The organism is Ruegeria sp. CL7 (genome assembly GCF_056536445.1).
On the sequence record NZ_JBQFPQ010000004.1, the window covers coordinates 65539 to 88647 of the forward strand.

Sequence of the window (23109 nt, forward strand, 5' to 3'; positions counted from 1 at the left end):
GACCGTCAGAGCCTGATCTGTTCCGGCGACAACGGGTGATCGGGTGCATGCTTGATCAGGTCTGACACCTGCGTGCAGATGGGTGTTGGCACTCCGGTTTCGTGACCCATCCGGATGATGTGACCTTGCAGGCTGTCAATTTCCGTTTGCCGCTCGGCCATGAGGTCATAGGCCATGGACGTTCGCGCGCTGGGGTCGATTGTCAGCATCCGGGCCGCGATGCGGGTGAACAGCGGTGTCGGCAGCCGCAGAATATGCGGGGTCATCCATGCCGGAAGCGGTGTGGTCGAGGCCACGGGATGACCCGCCGCCTTGAGGACGGTCAGCGCCTCGGACATCTGATCCGCCATGAGATTGCGCCAGTCGCGGTTCATCAGCTGATCCACCAACGTGAGGCCCGACAAGGCATTAAGCGCATTGTTCAGGTTGATCACCAGCTTGCCCCATTGCACGGCTTCGATCTGGTCGCTGGACTTTACGGGAAGGTCTGCGCTGCTCAGCTGCGCAGCCAGATCACCGGTGCCGCTTTGGATGACGATCTCTCCGGACGTGGCCCGATGATAGGTGGCAGGGCCGTTTGGCACCACGTTGAACGGAACCATACCCGCACGCACATCGCGCCCCGGCAAGGCCTCACGCAATGTTGCGGCAGCTTCGATACCGTTTTGCCAGGACAGGATCGGAGCATCCTGCCGCGTAAAGCGCTCAATTTGCTCGGCCATGTCTGCGGTTGCACCCGATTTGACGGTGACGATGACCAGTTCGGCCTGATCCAGACAGGCCGGATCTTCGCTGAGCGTCAGGCCCCCGGTCGGAATCGTGACGTCAAGGCCATCAAAGTCAGTGACCTTCAGCCCGTGCTCTCGGATCGGGTCCAGCACATGGGCGCGACCCAGCAGGGTTACAGCGTGGCCCGCATGGGCCAGCAAAGCACCACAGTAACAGCCAATGCTGCCCGCGCCTGCAAGGACAAGATTCATGATACCCCCTCCGGTACACCCGAAAAGGATCACCGCAAACGTCCTGTGACACAAGCCCGCTTGCCCCCGACGTCACGCGCTAGCGGGCCAGCCGGGGTTTGGTGCGCTCAAGCTCTTTGGAAATAGGGATAAATTCCTGATCGTCGCCCGGAGGCAGTTGAAATGCACCATTGGCCCAATCGGCGCTTTTCCACTCACGGGTTGCGGTTTCGATTTTTTCCTTCGAAGACGAAACGAAATTCCACCAGATGTAGCGGTCTTCATTCAGGGTCGCTCCGCCCAGCAGCATCAGCCGTGCGCCCAATGCACCGGCCTTGACAGACAGCTTGTCCCCGGGCCGGAACACCATCATGCGGCCCTCGTCAAACCTGTCGCCCGCGATTTCGACCGAACCTTGCGTAACATAGACACCGCGATCTTCGTGGTCGTCAGGCAGAGGGAAAGACGCGCCGGGTTCCAATTGCACGTCGAGATAGAAGGTTTCGGACAGCATCGTGACCGGGCTGGTTTCACCATAAGCCGAACCCAGGATCAACCGGGCGCTGACGCCTGCATCCTGAATATGCGGCAACGCGGCCTGTTTGTGATGTTCGAAATCTGGGGCCATATCCTCATGCGCTTCGGGCAAAGCAATCCAGGTCTGAATGCCGAACAGGCTGTGTTCCCTGCCGCGTGTTTCGTCACTGGTGCGCTCGGAATGGGTGACACCACGCCCTGCAACCATCCAGTTGACCTCGCCGGGATAGATCATCTGATGTGTGCCAAGGCTGTCACGGTGCTCGAATTCGCCCTGGTACAGATAGGTAACCGTGCCCAGTCCGATATGGGGGTGGGGGCGCACGTCGATGCCGCCTTCGGTGATGAATTCAGCCGGCCCCATTTGATCGAAAAATATGAAAGGGCCTACCAACTGTCGTTTTACCGAAGGCAGCGCGCGGCGCACCTCGAACCCTCCCAGGTCACGGGCACGCGGGATGATTAATGTGTCCAGCGCCGGATTCTCCGAAATGCACTCCGGATTGTGTGTCGGGTTCCAACTCATTTCAGCTCTCCCTTCGTTGCGGATGGTCAGGCCACCCGCGTTCACTCAGGTAAGAAATAGCCACGCGAAGCAGCCCATAAAGTGCACAATCGCACAGATTAAGTGCGGCGCCGTTCCGATCAACGCGGCCAGAGTTGCGGGAAAAACGGCCCGTCAATCCGATCCCCCTCGCCATAACCTGCCGCCTCGAACTGCGCACGCTCGTCCTTGGCCCAGTCGCCGCGATACCGGATGACACCATCAGGTGCCGTCATGCGAAGGGTGAAGCGCCGCACCGTTTCCGACGGCGTGGTCGAGGACAACCCGCCATGCAGCGTTCGCATGTCGAAAAAGATACAATCCCCAAGCTCCAGATCCCATTGCAGCAACTCATACGCGCCTGGGTCGGCATTGACATCAGGTGGCGGATGATAGGTCAGCCCGGCGACTTCGGTGGGCTCATAGCTGGGATGTCCATCGACAAACCGCACCCGCATGAACAGCTTGTCCCATAGGTGTGAACCCTTCACGAATGCGATGCCGTTTTCCTTGGTCACGGGTTCCAGCGGCAGCCAAAGGACACACATCGCGCCTTCGAAGTCGAAGTAAGACAGGTCCTGATGGAAGGGCGGGCGCGAGGTCGAGCCGGCCTCGCGCAGGAACCAGTTGTCCATGACAAGGTTGATGGATGGCGCCCCCAGCAACCCGGCGGCAAGCGGAGCGCAGGGCGACTTGTGAACGAATTCGTTGAATTGCGGGATTTTGTTCCAGGCCCAGTAGTCTTCGTAATAGCCCGGGGCGTTCGGATCCTTGGTATGACGGGTGAAATTATCCGTCGGCGTGTCAAGGTCGGCGTCGATACCTGCGCGCAGCAATGACAACCAGTCGGATGAGAATTTCGACCGCAGAACAACAGCACCATCGCGTTGGAAGGCGGCAACGTCTTCCTGTGTGACCATATCTGCTGTCGTCATGGAATAATCATCCCGATGTGGTTCGGTGGCCCCGAGCATCGCACCAGGCACCGCCAGAGGTCAAAGAGATTCGTTTCGACGACCCGGAATCACTCACAGAACCGTGAGGACGCGGGGATCCAACCGCGCACGGCCTCGGATTTTGAACGAAACATGCTATGTTTCAGATGGAAGCCGCAGACTGACAAAAATGGATCGCGTATTGGAGGTTTCTCGATGACAGATGCGTTGCTGTCCCGCCGTTCCCTGATCACCCAAAGTGTTGCCGTTTTGGCGACCGGCGCCACAGGGCTTTTGGTGCCTGCCCGCGCAGCCGGGATTGCGCCTACGCCTTCGATGCGGGGCGGATCGAACAACTATCGCCCCGGCGCGCCAATCGTGGACCGGATCGGTGGCGGCGGGTTCTGGATGACCGGAACCGTACGACGGGCGGGCGATGGCGCCCCCCTGCCCGGCCAGCGCATACAGATCTGGGCCCATACCACAGAAGGGCACGAGCGTGACCCGCAAAGCCATGGAGCGACCTTGACTGATGAAAAGGGTGAATTCCGCCTGGAAATGCCGCAGATCGTTCCTGCATTCGGTCAACCGCACGGGCATCTGGCCTATGACAGCGGCGCGTTCGAAACCGTGTTCCTGCGGCCTGTGATGTCCAGTTCCAAAGACAAGACACTGGCTGCGCATTTCGTGTTGCAACCGCTCTGATCCCGGTGATCCGAACCGGTGCCATTTGGGCGACCCTGATCGCCGCCCTTGCCGTTCCCCTGATCGCTGCGGCAGGCAGCCCGTATCTTGCCTGGCGCGATCCAGCCTATATCCTCGCCGGGTTTGCCGGAATTCTGAGCTTGGGCCTGCTGCTGCTGCAACCGCTTCTGGCCGGAAGATACCTTCCGGGCCTGTCCGCAGTGATGAGCCGCCACATTCACCGCTGGATCGGCCTGACCCTTGTGCTGGCGATTGTTGTCCATGTCGCGGGGTTGTGGCTTACCAGCCCGCCGGATGTGGTGGATGCATTGTTGTTCGCATCGCCAACGCCGTTCTCGGCCTGGGGTGTCATTGCCATGTGGACCGCTTTCGGGGTGGCCCTGTTAGGGGTCTTCCGCAAACGTCTGCGCCTGCGTTTTCGTTTTTGGCGGCTGAGCCACACCGCACTGGCCGGGGTGACGATTGTCGGCAGCCTTGTTCACGCCATGCTGATCGAAGGCACGATGGAGATCGTAACCAAAACAGCGCTTTGCGCACTGGTCCTCTTGGCGAGCGCAAGCACGCTCGCCAAATTGAAAGTGTGGGATATCCGTCGACGCCCTTAGACGCCCAGGCACCAGCGCATCACCGCCTTTTGTGCATGCAGACGGTTTTCGGCCTCATCAAAAATGACCGAGTTCGGGCCGTCCATGACCTCGGAGGTCGCTTCTTCCTCGCGGTGGGCCGGCAGGCAATGCATGAACAGCGCATCCGGTTTGGCATGCGACATGAGTTCAGCATTGACCTGATATGGACGCAGCATGTTATGGCGGCGCTCTTTGGCCGACTGGGAATCATGCATCGAAACCCAGGTGTCCGCGACGACGAGGTCCGCGCCTTCCACCGCTTTGTGCGGATCCCTTTCGATCACGATTTTCGAACCTTTCTGGCGGGCAAACCCCATGAACTCCTCTTCCGGGTCAAGCTGAGCGGGGCCGGTGAAGGTCAGATCGAATCCGAATTGACCGGCGGCGTGCAGGAAGGAAGCGCAGACATTGTTGCCGTCGCCGGTCCAGACCACTTTCTTGCCCGCGATAGGGCCACGGTGTTCCTCGAACGTCAAAACATCGGCCATGATCTGGCAGGGATGGGTGCGGTCGGTCAGACCGTTGATGACGGGCACGTCGGAATATTCGGCCATTTCGGTCAGGATGGTTTCATCAAAGGTGCGGATCATGATCATGTCGACATAACGCGACAGCACGCGGGCAGTATCGGCAATGGTTTCGCCGTGACCCAGCTGCATGTCCTTGCCCGACAGCACCATGGTCTGGCCGCCCATCTGGCGCACGCCCACATCAAAGGACACGCGCGTCCGGGTCGAGGGCTTTTCGAAGATCAGCGCGACCATGCGGTCTTTCAACGGTTGTTCGTCATCAGGGGCGGCCTTGGGACGGCCCAGACGCGCCTGTTTCATCGCGCCCGCCTGATCGATCATGGACCGAAGCGCGGTAGCATCGGTTTTGTGGATGTCGAGAAAATGGTTCATGTCGGTTCGTTTCCTGGCTGTCGGTTGCCGGGGGCGCTGCCCCCGGACCCCCGGAGTATTTGGGAAAAGATGAAAATCAGGCGGTTTGGAGTTGGGTCTCGATCTGCCGGGCCGCCTTGTCGAGGCGGATCATGGCCTGAGCGATATCGTCCTCGGTCAGAGTGAGAGCCGGTAACAGGCGGATCACGTTGTCGGCGGCGGGAACGGTGATGACGAGGTTGTCATAACCTGCGTTGACCACGTCGATATTGGCAGGCTTGCACTTGAGGCCGAGCATCAGGCCTGATCCGCGCACCTCTTCGAACACGTCGGGGTGATCTGCGATCAGGGCTTCGAGCTTTTGGCGCAGCAGGCCCGCCTTGCGGTTGACGCTTTCCAAAAAGGCGGGTGTTGCCACATGATCGATCACCGCGCAGCCCACCGCGCAGCCCAGCGGGTTGCCGCCATAGGTCGAACCATGGGTGCCTGCTGTCATGCCGCTGGCCGCGTCTTCGGTGGCCAGGACTGCGCCCAGAGGGAAGCCGCCGCCGATGCCCTTGGCGACCATCATGATATCAGGGGTGATCCCAGCCCATTCATGGGCAAAGAGCTTGCCTGTCCGGCCAACGCCGCACTGGACTTCATCAAGGATCAGCAGCAGCCCGTTGTCGTCGCAGATCTGGCGCAGCGCCTTAAGTTCGGCGTCCGGCACCGGGCGAATACCGCCCTCGCCTTGGATGGGCTCGATCAGGATCGCGGCGGTCCTGTCGGTGATGGCGTCGGTCACGCCGTCCAGATCGCCGAAGGCCACATGCACGAAACCCGGCAGCAGCGGGCCGAAGCCCTTGGTCATTTTCTCGGACCCGGCAGCGGCGATGCCGGCTGACGACCGGCCGTGGAACGAACCGTCGAAAGTGATGATCTCGACCCGCTCGGGCTGATCCTTGTCATAGAAATACTTGCGGGCCATTTTTACGGCCAGTTCGCAGGATTCCGTGCCGGAGTTCGTGAAGAAAACCGTATCGGCAAAACTGTTTTCCACCAGCTTGTCTGCCAACGCCTGTTGCTGAGGAATGTTGTACAGGTTCGAGACATGCCACAGCGCATGGGCCTGGTCAGTCAGCGCGGCCACCAATGCCGGATGGGCATGGCCCAGTGCGTTCACGGCGATCCCTGCGCCGAGGTCCAGGAAACGTCGGCCATCCGCCTCGGTCAGCCAGGCGCCTTCGCCCTTCACGAAGGTCAGGGGCGCACGGTTATAGGTCGGCAGAACGGACGGGATCATGGGATCATCCTTTTCAGGTAGTATGAGCCTCGTGAGTGATACACGAAGGCCCTGTTCGTCAACAATTTTGGTGAGGTCTGTGCCGATTTGTCGGGCACACGAGATCAAACAGGCCGGTTACGCAAAGATGCGTCGGCGTCGGAGCAGTTGGATATGCATATGTTTGATCATGGCCGACCGTATAGCGATGCTTGCACAGGTTGGGAAGCCAGTATTTTGCAGGGATCGAATTTTGCCCTTGCCAAAGCCTGTGCAACGGCGCACCGCTTGGCCATGTTCCAACCCAAGCACCACAATCCACCGCTTGCCGCTGCGCTGATTTTTGTCGCCACCGCCTTTATCGCCGCTACGACGCTGCTGGCAAAGGCGCTCGGGACGGATGCGTTGGGCCCGTCCTTGCACGCTATGCAGATCAGTCACGGGCGGTTTCTGTTTGCCCTGCTGGCGATCGTGCTGGCGGTTGCAGCTTTGCGGCCCCGGTTGGTGCGGCCCCATTGGGGGCTTCACGTCGGGCGGACCAGTTTTGGCTGGGCGGGGGTGACATTGATGTTCGCGTCGGTTGCCTTCATTCCGATGGCGGATGCGACGGCCATATCCTTTCTGAACCCTGTCTTTGGTATGGTGCTGGCCATTCCTCTGCTGCACGAGCGGGTTGGTCCTTGGCGCTGGCTGGCGGCGGCTGTCGCCTTGACGGGCGCGTTGATCCTGCTGCGCCCGACCCCCGCCAGCTTTCAGCCTGCCGCGCTTCTGGCGCTGGCGGCGGCTGCGCTGATCGGGATGGAGCTGATTTTCATCAAAAAATTGTCCGGGCGCGAGCCACCGATGCAGATCCTGCTGATCAATAACGCGATGGGTTTGCTGATCGCCACTTTGGCCGTCAGCTTCGTCTTTCAGATGCCGACCCCGCAGCAGTGGGCGGCATTGGTGGGGATCGGCGTTCTGATGGCCTGTGCGCAGGCCTGTTTCGTCAACGGCATGGCGCGGGCGGATGCATCCTTTGTGGCCCCGATCAGCTATGCCACGCTGATCTTTGCCGCCCTTTACGACTTGGCGGTCTTTGATGTAATCCCCGACTGGATCAGTCTGATCGGGTCTGCGACCATTCTGGCCGGTGGGCTGATCCTGGTCTGGCGAGAAGCGGTGCGGCGCCGCGTCTGAGAGCCTGCCCTGCACGGCGGAAACGGGTGCGCCTGCATCCCGGCCCCGGCCCTTGCAACCGGTCGCGATGGCTGGGCCAGCCTAAGCCTTGAGGCGATATCCGGTGCGCAGCATCAGCCAGGTGATGGTTCCGATCACGAGTGTTGCAAACGTACAAACCGCCATTCCCAGCCACGGAGAGCTGTCGGATACTCCGATCATTCCGTAGCGCAAACCATCTATCAGATAGAACACCGGGTTCAGGTGGGTCAGGCGGTTCAGCACGGGCGGCAGCGCCTCGACCGAGTAGAACGTGCCCGACAGGAAGGCCAGCGGCGTGACGATAAAGTTGGTGATTGCTGCCATCTGGTCGAACTTGTTGGCGAAGATACCGGCAAACAGGCCCAACGCGCCCATGAATGCCCCACCCAGAACAACAAAGGTCAGCGCGATCAGGGGGTGCTGAGGCGCAATGGAGAGCAAGACCAAAAACGCAATCGAGATCACCAGTGCGATCATCACGCCTCGGGCAATACCACCCGCGAGGTAACCCAGCAGAATCTCGAGCGGTGACAGCGGCGGCATCAAAGTATCGACGATATTGCCCTGCACCTTGGCGATCACCATCGAGGACGAGGTATTGGCAAAGGCATTCTGGATCACCGTCATCATCATGATCCCCGGTGCCAGAAACATCACAAACGGCACACCCATGATATCGGGCCGGCTGGGTCCGATGGCGATGGTGAAGATCAACAGGAACAGCCCCGCCGTAACCAGAGGTGCCAGAACCGTCTGCGTCCAGACGGCCAGAAAACGCAGGGTTTCGCGCTGCGCCAGCGTGTACAGGCCCATCCAGTTGACTGCTCCGAAGCGACGCGCGGTCTGATCTGCGGGATTTTGCATGATTTGCCCTCAAGCTGATTCGAAGACAGCTTGTAACTCGGGCAGCAGTGTTTAGAATAGGGGGCTGAGACGAATTCCCAAGGCGGCCCGAATCCGGGGCCGCTTTCCGCTTTTGAAAGGCTAACGATGTCCTGGACAGACGAGCGTGTTGAACTGCTGAAGAAGATGTGGGGCGAAGGCCAGTCGGCCAGCCAGATTGCCAAGGAACTGGGTGGCGTGACCCGCAATGCGGTGATCGGCAAGGTGCACCGCCTGGGCCTGTCGAACCGGACGGCAGGCGCATCCCCGGCCAAGGCGGAACCGAAAGAAAAACCGGCGCCCGCCCCCAAGGCCGAGGCCAAGCCCAAACCTGCACCCAAGACCGAACCGGCGCGTCCGGCCCCGGCCCCGACCGCCGAGGCGAAACCGGTCGTTCCGGCCCGCCGTCAGATCATCCCCGCCGGTCAGCCGCTGCCACCGCAGCCATCGGCCAATGAGATCAGCCCCGAGGCGCTGGCCAAGGTCAACGAGGTTGAAAAGAAAGCCAAGAAGCTGACTTTGATGGAATTGACCGAGAAGACATGCAAATGGCCCGTGGGCGACCCCGCGACCGAGGATTTCTGGTTCTGCGGCCTTCCGGTTGAGGCGGGCAAACCCTATTGCGAGGCGCATGTGGGAGTGGCCTTCCAGCCGATGAGCTCGCGCAGGGATCGTCGGCGGTAATTGCGAACACAAGAACCTAAATCATGTCTATGGAACGTGAAAAGGGCGCAGGCATTTCGCCACGCCTCTACCGGAGACGTTGCATAGTCAAGAACGACGCAAGGCGTAACGGGTTCTTACAAAGAAAACACCCTCGCTGAATGCTGCGAGGGTGTTTTAGTTCGGAGCGTCAGCTTTGCGGACAAAGTTGCCGTAGGCTCATCGCTTTCTGATCCTCCCCCTCTGAAGTGGTCCGCCGTTATGGTTATGAAAACGGAGGAACCACATGGCGAACAAGCGACCGAAGCCGGAAGAGATTGTCTCGAAGTTACGGCAGGTTGAGATATTGATGGGGCAAGGCATGTCCCGTCTGGATGCGATCCGGCAGATTGGTGTTGTTGAACAGACCTATTATCGCTGGAAGAAAAAGTACGGCAGAATGGGCGCGGATCAATTGAAGGAACTCAAGCGCCTTCAAAAAGAGAATGAGCGTCTTCGAAGGGCCGTCTCGGATCTTACCCTGGACAAACTGATCCTGACGGAGGCGTCCACGGGAAACTACTGAGCCCCGCCCGTCGCCGTGCCTGCATCAACCATGTGCGCCACAAACTGCGTGTCTCAGAGCGCCGGGTGTGTCGTGTCCTGAAACAGCACCGATCCACACGGCGAAAGCTGCCGAAAGGTCGAGCTGACGAGAAGCGCTTGGTGGCGGACATGATAGAATTGGCCCGCCAGTATGGCCGCTACGGTTATCGCCGGATCGCGGCTTTGCTGAGAGATGCGGGCTGGCAGGTGAATGACAAGCGTGTCGAAAGGCTTTGGCGTCGGGAGGGGCTGAAAGTGCCAATGAAACAACCGAAGAAGGGACGGCTCTGGTTAAATGGTTAAATGATGGATCGTGTGTTCGGCTGCGGCCGGAGCATCGAAACCATGTCTGGAGCTATGACTTCGTGCATTGTCGAACGGATGACGGAAAGGCATTCCGCACGCTCAACGTCATCGATGAGTACAGCCGGGAGTGCTTGGCGATCCGTGTGGACCGCAAGCTGAACTCCAGCGATGTCATCGACGTGCTGAGTGACCTGTTCATCATGTGCGGTGTGCCAAGCTACATTCGCTCCGACAATGGCCCTGAGTTCATTGCCGTGGCGGTGCAAGACTGGATCAATGCAGTTGGAGCAAAGACCGCATACATCGAGCCAGGCAGCCCATGGGAGAACGGTTACTGTGAAAGTTCCAATGCGCGGTTCAGAGATGAGTTCCTGAATGGAGAAGTCTTCTACTGTCTAAGAGAAGCGCAGATTTTGATCGAAGAATGGAGGAAACACTACAACACAAAACGCCCGCACAGTGCTCTGGGATATAAACCGCCGGCCCCGGAAACCATCGTTCAATTGGACCAAAGGCCGGTCATGCACTAACAATCAACTTGGACCACACAAGTGGGGCTGATCACCTGAGCTTGTTTGTTTGCTGAACTGGCCGCTACTCAGGTCTTTGCCCGCGGAAATCACTACGGATGGTGCCGAGGCGTAGGGAACCCACACCAGTCGAGCCAAGGATGCGGGCAGGCCGGTGGGCAAGGGGCAGGCAATCAAATTACCGGCCCAACGCAGCCGGTGGCAAATCAGTTGCCACCTCGAGGAACGCCGCAAACGCCCACGTCCGTCACAGTGCCGGTCCTTGCACCGGGCGCGGTCCCGGACGCAATTCCCGGTCAGGTTCCTATCGCGACACCAGTAGCGGTACCCGGTCAGGTGCCAACGCCGATCGTAGCGCCGACACTAGCTCCGCCATTAGTGCCAAACCCGACACCAAACCGGGTTCCGACAGCCGTTCCCAATCAGGTTCCGCCGTTGGCTACCGGACCGACTGCTGTGCCGCCGCAAGTTCCGACTGCAACTCCCAATCAAGTTCCGATAGCTGTCCCAGGCCAGGTTCCGCCTCAACCCAATGTGCCGCCCCTGGTGCCAACAGCAACACCCAACCAAATACCAGTCGCTGTTCCTGGTCAGGTTCCGCCTCAACCTAACGGTCAAACTGCTGTGCCACCGCTCGTCCCAACCGCGACTCCCAATCAGGTTCCCACAGCGGTTCCTGGTCAGGTTCCACAGTTGACTCCAAAACCTACGGCAACTCATATGGCCGTCCCAGGACATCCGAAACCACAAGGCGTAGTGACAGTTATGCGCCCAAAGCCAAGGCCGACAACCGGTACTGTCCAGCCAACTGGCACAACACAAGTTACCCACCATTTGACCCACCAAAGCAATTCAAAGAAACTCGATCATGTCGCAGCAACACCTGGACGGCATGACCCGCACGACTTACCCAGGTTCCGCAACGCAGCGGCAAAGGAAAACTGGGAATGCGTTGCCAGCGGATTTGGACAGCGCCGTTACGATGCAGGGCGTGGTGTGTTGCTGAACAACGGAGCGTTGCGGCACCTCGGAAACGTGGACGCTATGGCGCGGGATGTACCAGCACGGCATCCAAAACACTCTGGGTGCATTATTTCGGTTAAACGAAAACAGCGCTGAAGCTTGTCTGGCAGCTATCGCTCGGACAATGATGTTAATCGACCAATAGTTCGTCCAAAATCGTCTGATTTGTTGGAGCTTGTACTGCCCTTATTCCCCTAGCACTAACGTTGGCTGACGTAGCACAACACTGCTCAGTACCTAAGTTTTTTCAAATAGGCCAACAATCTATAGTGCCGCACTTCCAAGATGGGCCTCCGGCTATCTGGGCCGGTCTGGTTAGGCGAGCAAAAGCATGAACGGCATCTTTGCAAAGTCAGATTTCTGCGCATTACTGTCATGGGGGCATCGATCAGCATCGGTCAAAGTGGGCTCGAACCGAACCACTGCCGCGGTGCGACCGTAGGTCTGGTCTGAATTGGCGAACGGCAAGTGCCGCCCGCCAACATGGTTCAAATGTCGATTTGCTCGGCAATGCTCAACGCATCTTCAAGTTCGACACCAAGATATCTGACAGTGCTGTCAACCTTTGTGTGCCCGAGCAGGAGTTGAACTGCCCTGAGATTTCCGGTTTTGCGGTAGATTTCCGCTGCTTTGGTCCGGCGCAGCGAATGGGTGCCGTATCCGCTGGGCTCCAGCCCAATCGCGGCCACCCAATCCTTCACAAGCCGGCCATATTGGCGTGTTGAGATATGCGGGCGGTCATGAAACCTGCTGGGAAACATGAAATGGCAGCCGAGCATCTCTGGTGACTTGATCCATGCGGCAATGGTATCCCGCGTGTTTTCAGAAAGTTCAAACTGAACAGGCCGCTTGGTTTTGCTCCGGATCACGGACACGCGTTCGCGAACGCGATCATCCTTTACCAGGTCGGCGACGGCCAGTTTCACCAAATCGCATCCGCGAAGCTTGCTATCAATGGCCGCACTGAACAGCGCAAGATCGCGCAGGTTGCCCGCCAGCTCGAGCCGCGCGCGGATCGCCCAGACCTGTTTCGGCCAAAGCGGCCGTTTCTGGCCGATGATCCGGCCCTTGTGTCAGGCTCTTCGTTTCGGGGTGACAGCGGGAAGTTGGACTCTTGGCATTGTGCGCCCTCCAATCCTCCCGCCAAACCCTGACTATGCACAGCGCTGGCGCCTCAGTTTGCTGGTGGTTTGAATGGCCGTTATAAGCTTGCTGTTTCATTGGCGAACGCCGCAGACGCATTGGGCAGTAGAGAGCCCAAAGCAGAATTACTTAATCTATACACTTTGCATTTGCAGCCAGCGAATTATTCTGCCTGCCAGTTGTGCGATCGGGTCTCCTCATTTAGCGTGTTTGCGAACGCCGTCCGAATTTACGCACCTGCGTGAAAAGCTTCGGGCAATTCAATTTATCATTCGATCGAGGCGCCAAGTGAGCAAATTGCGAAACTTCAATTTGATGGCTTTGGTCGCTGCACTCCTTTTTCCTGCTCCGGGAGGTGCTCCTCTGCTCGCGCAGGAGGCACCAGCGGAGACATACACTCTGGAGGCTGATGTGATCTACGGCGCGGGCCTCGTGACGAAGGACGGGACGCAAGTATCGCGAGATCTGTGGATGGACGTCTACTATCCCGCCGAAAATGCTACCGAGCCACGGCCAGCTGTGATCCTTACTTTCGGCGGGGCTTTCCATCGCGGCAGTCCACGTCTGACATTTCAATCCGGAGGTGCGCAGGACACCTCGATGGGCAACTATTGCCGCCGATTTGCTGCGAGAGGTTATACCTGCTTTGCGATTGATTATCGGCTTACAACGGAACGCCCGGTGCTGTCCGGCGAGGGCTACCAAGAAGACTGGATAGATCCTGAAAGTCTGTTACCGCTTTTACCTCAAGCCAATTACATTCGGGGGACGATGAACCTGCCGCCGATAGATTTCGCGATTCCGGATCAAAAAAAGACAATGGTTGATGGCGTAGTCGCCGCCGCTGAAGACCTGCGCACAGCCGTTTTACACATTCGCAAGGCAGCCGGGACATACCAGATCGATCCAAACCGTATCGTTCTGGGAGGTTTTTCAGCAGGCGCGGTGACGTCCTGGAACGTCGCTTATGGCATGGGCGTCCCCGTTGCAGGTGTCTTTTTACTTTCCGGAACCGATGCGGGATTTGACGTGAAAAAGACCGTGACATCGACCTCAGTAACACCACCGACTTTGATGTTTATGGGGCAATATGATCTTCCTGGCGCGCTATCCTCTGTGCCTGAACTCATCCAGCATTATGAAAAAGTCGGCGTTGACTATGAGTTCGCATGGGTTCCCGGGTTTGGCCATTTTTACCCTGCTGGTGCTGCCAGTCTGGGCGGCGATGCGGTGAGTGTGTCGATAGAAGGTCGGATTGCAGCCTTCCTTGACCGCTCCTTTGCCGATGATCGCTGAAGTGCGGCTTGCACATTCGCCTTCGGCAGTTTCTGCTAGTGACTGTATTTACAGCGCATACCAAAGAGAACTTTGCAACGCTCTTCAGGCAGTAGAGCACTTTGCGACGGTTATTTGCTTCAATCTTCATAACTATTTCGACGCTTTGACAAATCAGAGGCAAAATACCGACGACCACTTCATTCAGAAGTGCCGACAGCGTTGCGAACCAGCACACTTTACTTTCGATTGGAGGATTCAATGATCCGTAAAAGCGTCTGGCTGTCTGTAGCCGCTTTGCTGCTTTTTTCAGCCGCCAAATCTGGCAACGCTGATCAGGTGTTTGGATACGAAACTGAGCTCGACGTTGTTTACGGGACAGGAAAAATCGCGCCTGATGGTATTCAGACAGAGCGGGAACTGCGGATGGACGTCTATTCACCCTCTGCTGCCAACGCGGACTACACCAAGGCTGCGTCAGTTTCAGACGGCCCGCATCCGGCGGTAATATACGTGCATGGTGGCGCGCATCACCGCGGTGGAAGACGTATAGAACCCTTTCGGCTAGAGGCCGCTGTGCACTCGCGCCCGGAAGATTATGCGCGGTTGCTTGCGCCGCTTGGCTACGTTGTTTTTGTTATCGAGTATCGGCTTGCCACCGAATACCCTGAGCCTGCTTTAGCGCCGGGGGAAGGGAACCTGATTGCCGATGTTGACGCCTACATCACGCCGCAGGTGTTTGAGGCGACAGTTCGGGCTCGGAATGCAATGGGATTGCCACGGCTAGAGAACAGACCCGAAGACAGGCTTTATCTGTGGAAAGCCGGCCTGGCTGGTGCGGAAGATGCCAACCTCGCCCTCGAATTTGTCATTGAGAACGCGGAGCGCTTCAATATCGATCCTGAGCGCATTGCAATGGGCGGGCATTCGGCCGGTGGCGGAATTACACTCAACGTCGGAATTGGTATGGACGCCCCACTTGCCGCGATTTTTCCGCTGTCCGGGCCGAACATTCTCTTCGAGCATGAGGCGGTGATGGACCACCCTGATTTGCCACCCACACTACTGGCGTACTCTCAATTCGACGAACACACGCAGTTAAGTGACCTGCCAGGAGTTGTGTCGCTTTTGAGGGAAGCCGGTGTGGAATACTCACTGTCATGGGTTCCGGGATTTGCCCATTTTTATCCGCACAATGCTGTTTCGCTGGGTGACGATGGCACTCGAATGTCTTTGGGAGACCGGATCATATCATTCCTTGATGTGCACTTGGGTTCAAAGTAAGGGTCCCCGGGCATCTACAAAAACCGAAAGCATTCACGAGTTCAGACGAACTTCAGCAATTTCGGATTTCCGCAAACGAGTGAATGACGAGAACGGCAGCAAAGTCCCGCTCCTGGTGAATTCGGCGTCTGTTCCTCGCTGCGGTCAACATGAATGACTGGTCCTTCCGCTGCGCGGCGGCGCTGAAATTCACGCGCATGCAGCATTTCTGGTGCTGCGTGCGCACGTACCAAGAAATTCGAATTTACAAGTTGGGCTCGAACCTGACAGTGAAGTACCGGTGATCTTGGAGTCACAGGCACATTGTAGCCTTTCACTGCGCGGGATGTGTCGGCAGGTTCGGCATCGCGACCCATCCGGGCAGTTCGTCCGGCGAAACTGAAACATGCAGGCGTTCTGACGGGTCCTGCCCGACCTTGCGATGCTTTCGCAGCAGGAAAATCTTGCCCCAGCCGCGCCATGTGCCAACCGACGGAGCATGGGGATCAATGGGAAACCGATCGCGCCAGCCGTCGGGCAAAGGCAGACCGTGCAATTCCGCCTTGTCCAGCATCCAGATCAGGGAAATGTTGCTCAGCGGCCGCGCCTCTTCGTAGCCGTTCAATTGGCCACCTATGTCGCCATGGGTTCCGCGGAACCAGACCTGCTCCACATGGCCCTTGAACTCGGGCGTGCAGGTCCACAGAACTGGTTCGAACACTTCGCGCGTCTCATCCAGCGCCAAAGCGTGATACCCGTGGCGGGTGACCGGGCCCAGCTGATGGTTGTGAAAGGCGTGCTTCTCTTCGGCCCTACGCCACAGCAGCGGCAAACGCAAACCCAGCGCCTTGACCGTGTCCCAGACGCCGACCATCTCGATCTCGACCCCTTCGTGGCAGAAACGTCGGCGGAATTCGCTGGCGGCGATGCCCTCTGGATTGCATTCATAGTGGCGATACGCTTGCAGTATGTTTCGTTCAGTGGCGTGTTCCGCCTTGAGCAGGCCGATCATGTCGATCACGCCGGCCAGACTGCGCACGCCATAGGCACCGCGCGAATAACCGATGAAAAAGATCTTGTCGCCCGGCTTGTAGCGGGACGCCAAATACCCATAGGCGCGACGGATCTGGCGGTTGATGCCCCTGCCCATCATCACATCCAGCGAGGACTTCCAGCTTTCCCACTGCACGCCTGCCTCGTAGAACACCGAAACCTTGCTGCCCATCTCGCAGCACAGGCGAAATGTCTGACCGGCGTGGGTTTCAAACCCCGGTTCCAGAGTGGACATGGTGCCATCAAGGATGATGACATGGCTGATCGGTTCGCGGTGCCGCGTCTCGGCGGAATGCTCGGACCGCAAAGGGCGCCCGAGCCATCCCAGAACCTTTCTACTCAGCCGCGACAGATTCATGCGTCAGCAATTCCCATACTTTGTGAGGTGTGAAAGGCATGTCCGCCTGCCGCACCCCATGATCCCAGAGCGCATCCTGAACCGCGTTTGCCACAGCGGCCAGCGCGCCCACGGTGCCAGCCTCGCCACACCCTTTCATCCCCATCGGGTTCGAGGTTGACGGAACCGGCGCCGAGGTAAACTTAATCATGGGTATGTCGGTTGCACGGGGCAAGGCGTAATCCATAAACGAAGCCGTGAGCAGTTGCCCATGTGCATCGTGCACGACATGTTCGGTCAGCGCCTGGCCGATACCCTGCACCACCCCGCCATGTACCTGCCCTTCGGCCAGCATCGGATTGATAAGATTACCAAAATCGTCAACCACGGTGTACCGGTCCACCCAGGTTTCGCCGGTGCAAGAATCGATCACGACTTCGGCAACATGCGCGCCGTTCGGATAGCTGCGCGCATCCAGGTTTGCGCGGGCCTCATGTTGCAGCAGATCCGTTCGACCATCGGCACGCGCCATCTCGGCAGCTTCGGTCAGGGTCGGCGTCAGGTTGGAGCCCGGCGCTCGGAATGTCTCGTGGTCAAAATGCACATCACTGTCCTCGACCCCCATCTTATCGGCTAGATAAGGCGTGAATGCGGCGATCATCTTGTCAATCGTGGCCAGGGTGGCCGTGCTTTGCACCGTGACCGAGCGGGACCCGCCAGTGCCGCCGCCATGGGCAAGCCGGTCGGTATCGCCCTGAATGACGGTGATCTTGTCCATGGGGATACCCGTCTGATCTGACAGGAACTGGGCGTAGACCGTCTCATGCCCCTGCCCGTTCGATTGTGTGCCGACGCAAAGATTCACCGTTCCATCCTCGCAAAACGCGACCTTCGCGTTTTCGGAAGGGTCCCCCAAAATGCTTTCGATATAGTAACAGAGACCCTGCCCCCGGATCAGACCGCGTTCGGCATCCGCAGCTTTTCGGGCCTCGAACCCGGTGGTCTGGTCGGCCGCACGGGTGAGGACCATGTCGAAATCGCCGACATCATAAGTTTCGCCAGTGGAAGTGGTGTAGGGGAAATCGGCGGAGCGGATGAAATTCCTGCGCCGCAGTTCCCACGGGTCAACGCCCAGTTCGCGCGCGGCGCGGTCCATCGCGCGTTCAAGCACGTAAATCGCCTCGGGGCGGCCCGCACCGCGATACGCATCCACCTGCGTCGTGTTCGTATAAAAGCCTTCGACCCGCAAATAGGTGGTCTGGACGTCATAGACACCCATCAGCACTTTGCTGAACAGGCTGGTCTGGATCGCCTGACCGAAGTGGCTGTTGTATGCGCCAAGGTTCACCTTGCTGTGGACGCGGTAGGCGGTGATCTTGTGATCGGCGTCGAAGGCCAGCTCGGCCAGCGAGGTCAGGTCGCGGCCATGGTGATCGGAAAGCATCGCCTCGGACCGGTCGGACATCCAGTGCACCGGCTGACCCAGCTTCATCGCCGCCACGGAAACGCAGAAATATTCGGGGTATGGCATCACTTTCATACCGAAACCACCACCCACATCCGGGGTCGTGACGCGTATGTTGTCCGCATCCAGTTTCAGTTTTTGCGCCAGTTGGGCCTTCATCGCCCAAACGCCCTGACCTCCGTAAGAGAAATGCAGGCGCCCCTTGGACCAGTTCGCCTGACATCCGCGCGGCTCCAGCGAACTAATGATGACCCTGTTGTCGGCGACGTTCAGCGACACCGTATGCGCGGCCGCCTGAAAGGCAGCCTGGGTCGCGGTTTCGTCGCCCAGCCCCCAATCGAAAGCACGGTTCTCGGGCGCTTCCGCGTGCAGGATCTCACCGCCTGCCTTCACGTCCAGCTTGGCAGGGCGCTCTTCCGTGTCCATCCAAATCAACTCGACCGCGTCCTGCGCTTGTGCCAGCGTATCCGCGATAACAACCGCCACCGGCTCGCCCACGAAACGCACGCGATCCCTGGCCAGCATGTGCCGATCGGGCGCAGCGGCCTTCGATCCATCGCGGTTTTGTAAAACGGCAGCGTTTAGCACCGTGTCGATGCCCGAAGCTGCCAGATCGTCCAGCGTCATGACCAGCCGAACGCCGTCGGCAGCCCGTGCGGCCTCGACATCCAGAGACGTGATGTCACCATGCGCCACCGGGCTGCGGAAGAATGCGGCAAACAAAGCGTTCCCGGGCACCGCATCATCCATGTAACGCCCCTGCCCGGTCAGGAACCGTTGATCCTCGGTCCGTTTCACCGGCTGGCTTCTGCCGAACTTTTCCATGGGTGGCCCTCCTGCGCGGTCTCAGGGGCGAGCCTAGCCCGCGACCAGGCGATGTCCAGCGGAGTTCACTGAAATTCGTTTGCGCGCAAAGGATGTTCGGCTAGCCTTGGGCCATGAGCTGGACGCATGATACCGTTTTTCCCTTCTCTGCCCCGATGACCAGCGGGCAGTCGACCACACATGACGTTTATGTCGGCGGCGAAGGCCCACCGATCCTGATCCTTCAGGAACTGCCCGGGATCGGGCCCGAAACGCTGGCGTTGTCCGCCAAGCTCAACGCATCCGGCTTTCGCGTCTACCTGCCTCATTTGTTTGGAACATATGGCAAGGTTGAAATGGCCAAGAACATGGCCCGGTTGTTCTGCGTGCGGCGCGAGTTCAACATTTTCGCCCGTGGCAAGCAGAGCCCCATTGCAGGATGGATGCGCGCCCTGACCCGTGAGATCAAGCAACGCGAAAACAGCGCCGGTGTGGGCGTCATCGGCATGTGCCTGACCGGCAGTTTCGCCCTGACCCTCATGGCCGAAGACGCCGTTCTGGGCGGGGTAGCCAGCCAACCTGCGCTGCCGATCCTCGGGGGTCGCCATCTGCACATGAGCGCTGAAGACATCGGCGCGGCCTCTGCGGGTATGACCGCGAAAGGCCCCGGTCTGGCGATGCGGTACTCCGAAGACAAGCTTGCACCAAAGAAACTGATGCAGGCGCTTGAACAGGCATTCGGCAATCTGCTGGAAACCGTCGAATATCCCGGCAAGGATCATTCGCTGCTGACGCTGGATTTCCATGAACCCGCCTATCAACGCGTTGACGCCTATTTCAAAGCACGCTTTGGCGTGGCTTAGGCGCACTAGGCCTTCCCCTTGCCGCGCGCATTCGCTATTGCAGGCGCGGACCCGAATTTGTTGACGCAGGACGCATCCCATGGCGATGGAAAAGACATTCAACGCGGCCGAGGCCGAGGCCCGGATCTACAAGGCCTGGGAACAGGCCGGAGCCTTCAAGGCAGGCGCGAACCGTTCGCGCGAGGAAAGCTTTACCATCATGATCCCGCCGCCCAACGTGACCGGTGCTCTGCATGTGGGCCATGCGTTCAACAACACCCTACAGGACATCCTGATCCGTTGGCACCGCATGCGTGGCTTTGACACGTTGTGGCAGCCCGGCCAGGACCACGCCGGCATCGCAACCCAGATGCAGGTCGAAAAGATGCTGGCCGCCACCCAACAACCCAGCCGCAACGAATTGGGCCGCGAAAAGTTTCTGGAGAAAGTCTGGGAATGGAAGGGTGAATACGGCGGCACCATCATCGAGCAGCTGAAACGCCTCGGCTCCTCCTGCGACTGGTCGCGCAACGCCTTTACCATGGCCGGTGCAGCGGGCGACCCGCGCACGGGCCATGAAAACAGCCCCAACTTCCACGACGCGGTCATCAAGGTTTTTGTCGACATGTACGACAAGGGCCTGATCTACCGCGGCAAGCGGCTGGTCAACTGGGATCCGCATTTCGAAACCGCGATCTCGGACCTCGAGGTCGAGAATATCGAGGTCGCCGGCCACATGTGGCACTTCAAGTACCCGCTGGCCGGGGGTGAGACGTACACTTACGTTGAAAAAGACGAGGACGGGAACGTCATCCTTGAGGAAGAGCGGGATTACATTTCCATCGCCACGACCCGCCCCGAGACCATGCTGGGCGACGGCGCGGTCGCGGTGCATCCCTCGGACGAACGCTATGCGCCGATCGTCGGCAAGCTGTGCGAAATCCCGGTTGGTCCGAAAGAGCATCGCCGCCAGATCCCGATCATCACCGACGACTACCCCGACCCCGATTTCGGCTCGGGCGCGGTGAAGATCACCGGCGCGCATGACTTCAATGACAACATGGTCGCCAAGCGCGGCGGCATTCCGATGTACCGCCTGATGGACACCAAGGGCGCGATGCGGGCCGATGGGGCCCCTTATGCCGAAGAGGCAGGCAAGGCGCAGGACTATGCGCGTGGGCGCGCGTTCACCGAGAACGAGATCGACGCGATCAATCTGGTGCCGGATCATCTGCGTGGCCTCGACCGGTTCGAAGCGCGGGCCAAGGTGGTGGAAGAGATCACCGCCGATGGTCTGGCCGTGATGGCCCGCGCGGATGATCCGCGCCTGGGATCAACCGCGTTGAAGCCGGATCAGGAAGGCGCCGACACGCTAGTTCCGCTGGTCGAGAGCAAACCGATCATGCAGCCCTTCGGCGACCGGTCGAAGGTGGTGATCGAGCCGATGTTCACCGATCAGTGGTTCGTCGATGCCGCCAAGGTCGTCGGCCCTGCGCTGGACGCGGTCAAGGACGGCACGGTCAAGATCATCCCCGAGTCGGGCGAGAAGACCTATTACCACTGGCTGGAAAATATCGAACCCTGGTGCATCAGCCGCCAACTGTGGTGGGGGCATCAGATTCCGGTTTGGTATGGTCTAGACCTGTCCGCAGAAGACTTCATTGACGACGAGAATGATGGCGACCTTGATCTGGTTGAATTGGGTCGTTTGCTGAACGAAGGCGGCATGCTGCATCGTGGCAATGTCATGGAATGTGCCGCGAGTTTCGAGGCCGTTACCGAAAAGTTCCTGGACGACAATGCGGACATTCCCAGCCCTCTGAGCCACGCGACCGTGATCGAAGTCGCCGACAAGCAGGAGGCGATCCATCGGTTCGCCGAAAGCCTGGCGCAGTACGCCGTTGAACAGGATCCGACCAAGCTGGTTTACCCGGTGTGGCGCGACCCTGACGTGCTGGACACGTGGTTCTCCTCTGGCCTGTGGCCCATCGGCACGCTGGGCTGGCCCGAACAGACCGAAGAGTTGCAGCGCTACTTCCCGACCGATGTTCTGATCACCGGTTTCGACATCCTGTTCTTCTGGGTCGCCCGGATGATGATGATGCAGCTGGCCGTGGTCGATCAGATCCCGTTCCACACCGTATATCTGCACCAGCTCGTCCGCGACGAGAAGGGCAAGAAGATGTCCAAGACCACCGGCAACGTCATCGACCCGCTGGAGATTGTGGACGAGTTCGGTGCCGACGCGCTGCGCTTTACCAACGCGTCGATGGCGGCGATTGGCGGGGTGCTGAAACTGTCCCGCGAACGCATCACCGGTTATCGCAACTTTGGCACCAAGCTGTGGAACGCCGTCCGCTTTGCCGAGATGAACGAGGTTTTCACCGACGCCGTGCCGCAATTGGATGCGGCTGATCTGAAGCCCAAAGCCGCCGTGAACCGCTGGATCATCGGCGAAACTGCCCGCGTGCGCGAAGAGGTCGACGCGGCGCTGGACAGCTACCGCTTCAACGACGCGGCGAACGGGCTTTATGCCTTTGTCTGGGGCAAGGTCTGTGACTGGTATGTGGAACTGTCCAAACCTCTGCTGCAAGGCGATGACGCCGAGGCCCAGGCTGAAACCCGCGCCACCATGCGCTGGGTTCTGGATCAGTGCCTGGTCCTGCTGCACCCGATCATGCCATTCATCACCGAGGAGCTGTGGGGCCTGACCGGCACCCGCGCCAAGATGCTGGTGCATGCCGACTGGCCGACCTATGCCGCCGCCGAACTGGTTGATGCCGCCGCGGATCGCGAAATGAACTGGGTGATCTCGGTGATCGAGAACACCCGTTCGGCCCGCGCCCAGATGCGCGTTCCGGCCGGTCTGTACGTGCCGATGCTGGTGACCGAGATCGACGCCCACGGCCAGGCCGCCTGGGACCGGAACGAGGCGCTGATCAAGCGACTGGCCCGGATCGACAGCCTGACCAAAGCCGACACGCTGCCCAAGGGCACGATCTCGATCGCGGCGCCCGGAGCGTCCTTTGGCCTGCCGCTGGCGGATATCATCGACATCGGAGCGGAAAAGGAACGGCTGGAAAAGGCCAAGGGCAAGCTGGCCAAGGAACTTGGTGGCCTGCGCGGGCGTCTGAACAACCCGAAATTCGTGGCCTCGGCCCCTGCAGAGGTCGTGGAAGAGGCCAAAGCCAACCTCGCCGCCCGCGAAGAGGAAGAGGCGAAACTGAACGAGGCGCTGGCCCGACTGACCGAAATCGCCTGATCTTCATCTTTTCCCAAATACTCAA

Annotated in this window: 17 protein-coding genes and 1 pseudogene; 9 read left to right on the forward strand and 9 right to left on the reverse strand. The window is 59.2% G+C overall.

Going from position 1 to position 23109, the window contains the following annotated elements:
* Positions 1 to 5 precede the first annotated feature (5 nt).
* From ACR0LI_RS12280 to ACR0LI_RS12290, 3 genes are all read right to left on the reverse strand, one after another.
* The gene (locus tag ACR0LI_RS12280) at positions 6 to 980 is read right to left on the reverse strand and encodes a 2-dehydropantoate 2-reductase (protein ID WP_480491547.1); all 975 of its coding nucleotides are present in this window, start codon (positions 978 to 980) and stop codon (positions 6 to 8) included.
* A 79-nt stretch (positions 981 to 1059) separates the two neighbouring features.
* On the reverse strand, positions 1060 to 2022 hold the full coding sequence (locus ACR0LI_RS12285) for a pirin family protein (protein ID WP_480718591.1): 963 nt from the start codon (positions 2020 to 2022) through the stop codon (positions 1060 to 1062).
* A gap of 119 nt (positions 2023 to 2141) precedes the next feature.
* Positions 2142 to 2975, reverse strand: coding sequence for a phytanoyl-CoA dioxygenase family protein (locus ACR0LI_RS12290; RefSeq protein ID WP_171724397.1), 834 nt, complete (start codon positions 2973 to 2975; stop codon positions 2142 to 2144).
* A gap of 216 nt (positions 2976 to 3191) precedes the next feature.
* Between ACR0LI_RS12290 and ACR0LI_RS12295 the strand changes: the two genes are divergently transcribed.
* Together ACR0LI_RS12295 and ACR0LI_RS12300 are read left to right on the forward strand one after the other, a co-directional pair.
* Positions 3192 to 3680 (forward strand): twin-arginine translocation pathway signal, encoded by a 489-nt coding sequence (locus tag ACR0LI_RS12295; RefSeq protein WP_480718592.1) that lies wholly within the window; start codon positions 3192 to 3194, stop codon positions 3678 to 3680.
* An 8-nt stretch (positions 3681 to 3688) separates the two neighbouring features.
* Complete coding sequence (locus ACR0LI_RS12300) at positions 3689 to 4285, forward strand: ferric reductase-like transmembrane domain-containing protein (protein ID WP_371732299.1); 597 nt, start codon at positions 3689 to 3691, stop codon at positions 4283 to 4285.
* Here the strand turns inward: ACR0LI_RS12300 and argF are convergent.
* A complete protein-coding gene (argF, locus tag ACR0LI_RS12305) occupies positions 4282 to 5208 on the reverse strand; it encodes an ornithine carbamoyltransferase (RefSeq protein WP_171724400.1) in 927 nt (308 codons plus the stop codon). The two genes, ACR0LI_RS12300 and argF, sit on opposite strands and share 4 nt — an antisense overlap.
* 76 nt (positions 5209 to 5284) lie before the next feature.
* Positions 5285 to 6472 carry an acetylornithine transaminase gene (locus ACR0LI_RS12310; protein ID WP_480718593.1) on the reverse strand — a complete coding sequence of 396 codons (1188 nt, stop codon included), beginning with the start codon at positions 6470 to 6472 and terminating at the stop codon, positions 5285 to 5287.
* 273 nt (positions 6473 to 6745) lie between these two features.
* Between ACR0LI_RS12310 and ACR0LI_RS12315 the strand changes: the two genes are divergently transcribed.
* Positions 6746 to 7630: a DMT family transporter gene (locus ACR0LI_RS12315; protein ID WP_210092782.1), complete on the forward strand. Its 885-nt coding sequence runs from the start codon at positions 6746 to 6748 to the stop codon at positions 7628 to 7630.
* A gap of 81 nt (positions 7631 to 7711) precedes the next feature.
* Here ACR0LI_RS12315 and ACR0LI_RS12320 read toward each other — a convergent pair whose 3' ends face one another.
* Positions 7712 to 8515 carry an ABC transporter permease gene (locus ACR0LI_RS12320; protein WP_171638216.1) on the reverse strand — a complete coding sequence of 268 codons (804 nt, stop codon included), beginning with the start codon at positions 8513 to 8515 and terminating at the stop codon, positions 7712 to 7714.
* Positions 8516 to 8641: 126 nt separating this feature from the next.
* Here ACR0LI_RS12320 and ACR0LI_RS12325 point away from each other — a divergent pair, with 126 nt between their 5' ends.
* Positions 8642 to 9217, forward strand: a complete 576-nt coding sequence (locus ACR0LI_RS12325) for a GcrA family cell cycle regulator (protein ID WP_152457300.1) — start codon at positions 8642 to 8644, stop codon at positions 9215 to 9217.
* Positions 9218 to 9482: 265 nt separating this feature from the next.
* A pseudogene (locus tag ACR0LI_RS12330) lies at positions 9483 to 10617 on the forward strand (IS3 family transposase).
* A 1511-nt stretch (positions 10618 to 12128) separates the two neighbouring features.
* Here ACR0LI_RS12330 and ACR0LI_RS12335 read toward each other — a convergent pair.
* Positions 12129 to 12701 carry a tyrosine-type recombinase/integrase gene (locus ACR0LI_RS12335; RefSeq protein WP_480718660.1) on the reverse strand — a complete coding sequence of 191 codons (573 nt, stop codon included), beginning with the start codon at positions 12699 to 12701 and terminating at the stop codon, positions 12129 to 12131.
* Positions 12702 to 12834: 133 nt separating this feature from the next.
* On the opposite strand from ACR0LI_RS12335, the gene ACR0LI_RS12340 reads away from it, so the two are divergent.
* Together ACR0LI_RS12340 and ACR0LI_RS12345 are read left to right on the forward strand one after the other, a co-directional pair.
* The gene (locus ACR0LI_RS12340; protein WP_480718594.1) at positions 12835 to 14079 is read left to right on the forward strand and encodes an alpha/beta hydrolase; all 1245 of its coding nucleotides are present in this window, start codon (positions 12835 to 12837) and stop codon (positions 14077 to 14079) included.
* Positions 14080 to 14319: 240 nt separating this feature from the next.
* Entirely contained in the window at positions 14320 to 15342 is a 1023-nt protein-coding gene (locus ACR0LI_RS12345; protein ID WP_480486950.1) for an alpha/beta hydrolase, read from the forward strand.
* A 313-nt stretch (positions 15343 to 15655) separates the two neighbouring features.
* Here the strand turns inward: ACR0LI_RS12345 and ACR0LI_RS12350 are convergent, their stop codons facing one another.
* Together ACR0LI_RS12350 and ACR0LI_RS12355 are read right to left on the reverse strand one after the other, a co-directional pair.
* The gene (locus ACR0LI_RS12350) at positions 15656 to 16732 is read right to left on the reverse strand and encodes a DUF2235 domain-containing protein (protein ID WP_171724407.1); all 1077 of its coding nucleotides are present in this window, start codon (positions 16730 to 16732) and stop codon (positions 15656 to 15658) included.
* Positions 16710 to 19001 carry a xanthine dehydrogenase family protein molybdopterin-binding subunit gene (locus ACR0LI_RS12355; RefSeq protein ID WP_480718595.1) on the reverse strand — a complete coding sequence of 764 codons (2292 nt, stop codon included), beginning with the start codon at positions 18999 to 19001 and terminating at the stop codon, positions 16710 to 16712. The genes ACR0LI_RS12350 and ACR0LI_RS12355 overlap by 23 nt, the downstream gene beginning before the upstream one ends.
* Positions 19002 to 19114: 113 nt before the next feature.
* Between ACR0LI_RS12355 and ACR0LI_RS12360 the strand changes: the two genes are divergently transcribed.
* On the forward strand, positions 19115 to 19843 hold the full coding sequence (locus ACR0LI_RS12360) for a dienelactone hydrolase family protein (protein ID WP_171636936.1): 729 nt from the start codon (positions 19115 to 19117) through the stop codon (positions 19841 to 19843).
* 79 nt (positions 19844 to 19922) lie between these two features.
* Positions 19923 to 23084, forward strand: coding sequence for a valine--tRNA ligase (locus ACR0LI_RS12365; protein ID WP_210093505.1), 3162 nt, complete (start codon positions 19923 to 19925; stop codon positions 23082 to 23084).
* Positions 23085 to 23109 lie beyond the last annotated feature (25 nt).

What these genes read in the sequence shown, in the direction of transcription:
- ACR0LI_RS12290 (WP_171724397.1), bottom strand. Translation starts at nt 2,975, where the DNA reads ATGACGACAGCAGATATGGTCACACAGGAAGACGTTGCCGCCTTCCAA.
- ACR0LI_RS12365 (WP_210093505.1), top strand. Translation starts at nt 19,923, where the DNA reads ATGGCGATGGAAAAGACATTCAACGCGGCCGAGGCCGAGGCCCGGATC.
- ACR0LI_RS12295 (WP_480718592.1), top strand. Translation starts at nt 3,192, where the DNA reads ATGACAGATGCGTTGCTGTCCCGCCGTTCCCTGATCACCCAAAGTGTT.
- ACR0LI_RS12350 (WP_171724407.1), bottom strand. Translation starts at nt 16,732, where the DNA reads ATGAATCTGTCGCGGCTGAGTAGAAAGGTTCTGGGATGGCTCGGGCGC.
- ACR0LI_RS12285 (WP_480718591.1), bottom strand. Translation starts at nt 2,022, where the DNA reads ATGAGTTGGAACCCGACACACAATCCGGAGTGCATTTCGGAGAATCCG.
- ACR0LI_RS12345 (WP_480486950.1), top strand. Translation starts at nt 14,320, where the DNA reads ATGATCCGTAAAAGCGTCTGGCTGTCTGTAGCCGCTTTGCTGCTTTTT.
- ACR0LI_RS12355 (WP_480718595.1), bottom strand. Translation starts at nt 19,001, where the DNA reads ATGGAAAAGTTCGGCAGAAGCCAGCCGGTGAAACGGACCGAGGATCAA.
- ACR0LI_RS12320 (WP_171638216.1), bottom strand. Translation starts at nt 8,515, where the DNA reads ATGCAAAATCCCGCAGATCAGACCGCGCGTCGCTTCGGAGCAGTCAAC.
- ACR0LI_RS12280 (WP_480491547.1), bottom strand. Translation starts at nt 980, where the DNA reads ATGAATCTTGTCCTTGCAGGCGCGGGCAGCATTGGCTGTTACTGTGGT.
- ACR0LI_RS12360 (WP_171636936.1), top strand. Translation starts at nt 19,115, where the DNA reads ATGAGCTGGACGCATGATACCGTTTTTCCCTTCTCTGCCCCGATGACC.
- argF (WP_171724400.1), bottom strand. Translation starts at nt 5,208, where the DNA reads ATGAACCATTTTCTCGACATCCACAAAACCGATGCTACCGCGCTTCGG.
- ACR0LI_RS12340 (WP_480718594.1), top strand. Translation starts at nt 12,835, where the DNA reads ATGGCCGTTATAAGCTTGCTGTTTCATTGGCGAACGCCGCAGACGCAT.
- ACR0LI_RS12325 (WP_152457300.1), top strand. Translation starts at nt 8,642, where the DNA reads ATGTCCTGGACAGACGAGCGTGTTGAACTGCTGAAGAAGATGTGGGGC.
- ACR0LI_RS12310 (WP_480718593.1), bottom strand. Translation starts at nt 6,472, where the DNA reads ATGATCCCGTCCGTTCTGCCGACCTATAACCGTGCGCCCCTGACCTTC.
- ACR0LI_RS12315 (WP_210092782.1), top strand. Translation starts at nt 6,746, where the DNA reads ATGTTCCAACCCAAGCACCACAATCCACCGCTTGCCGCTGCGCTGATT.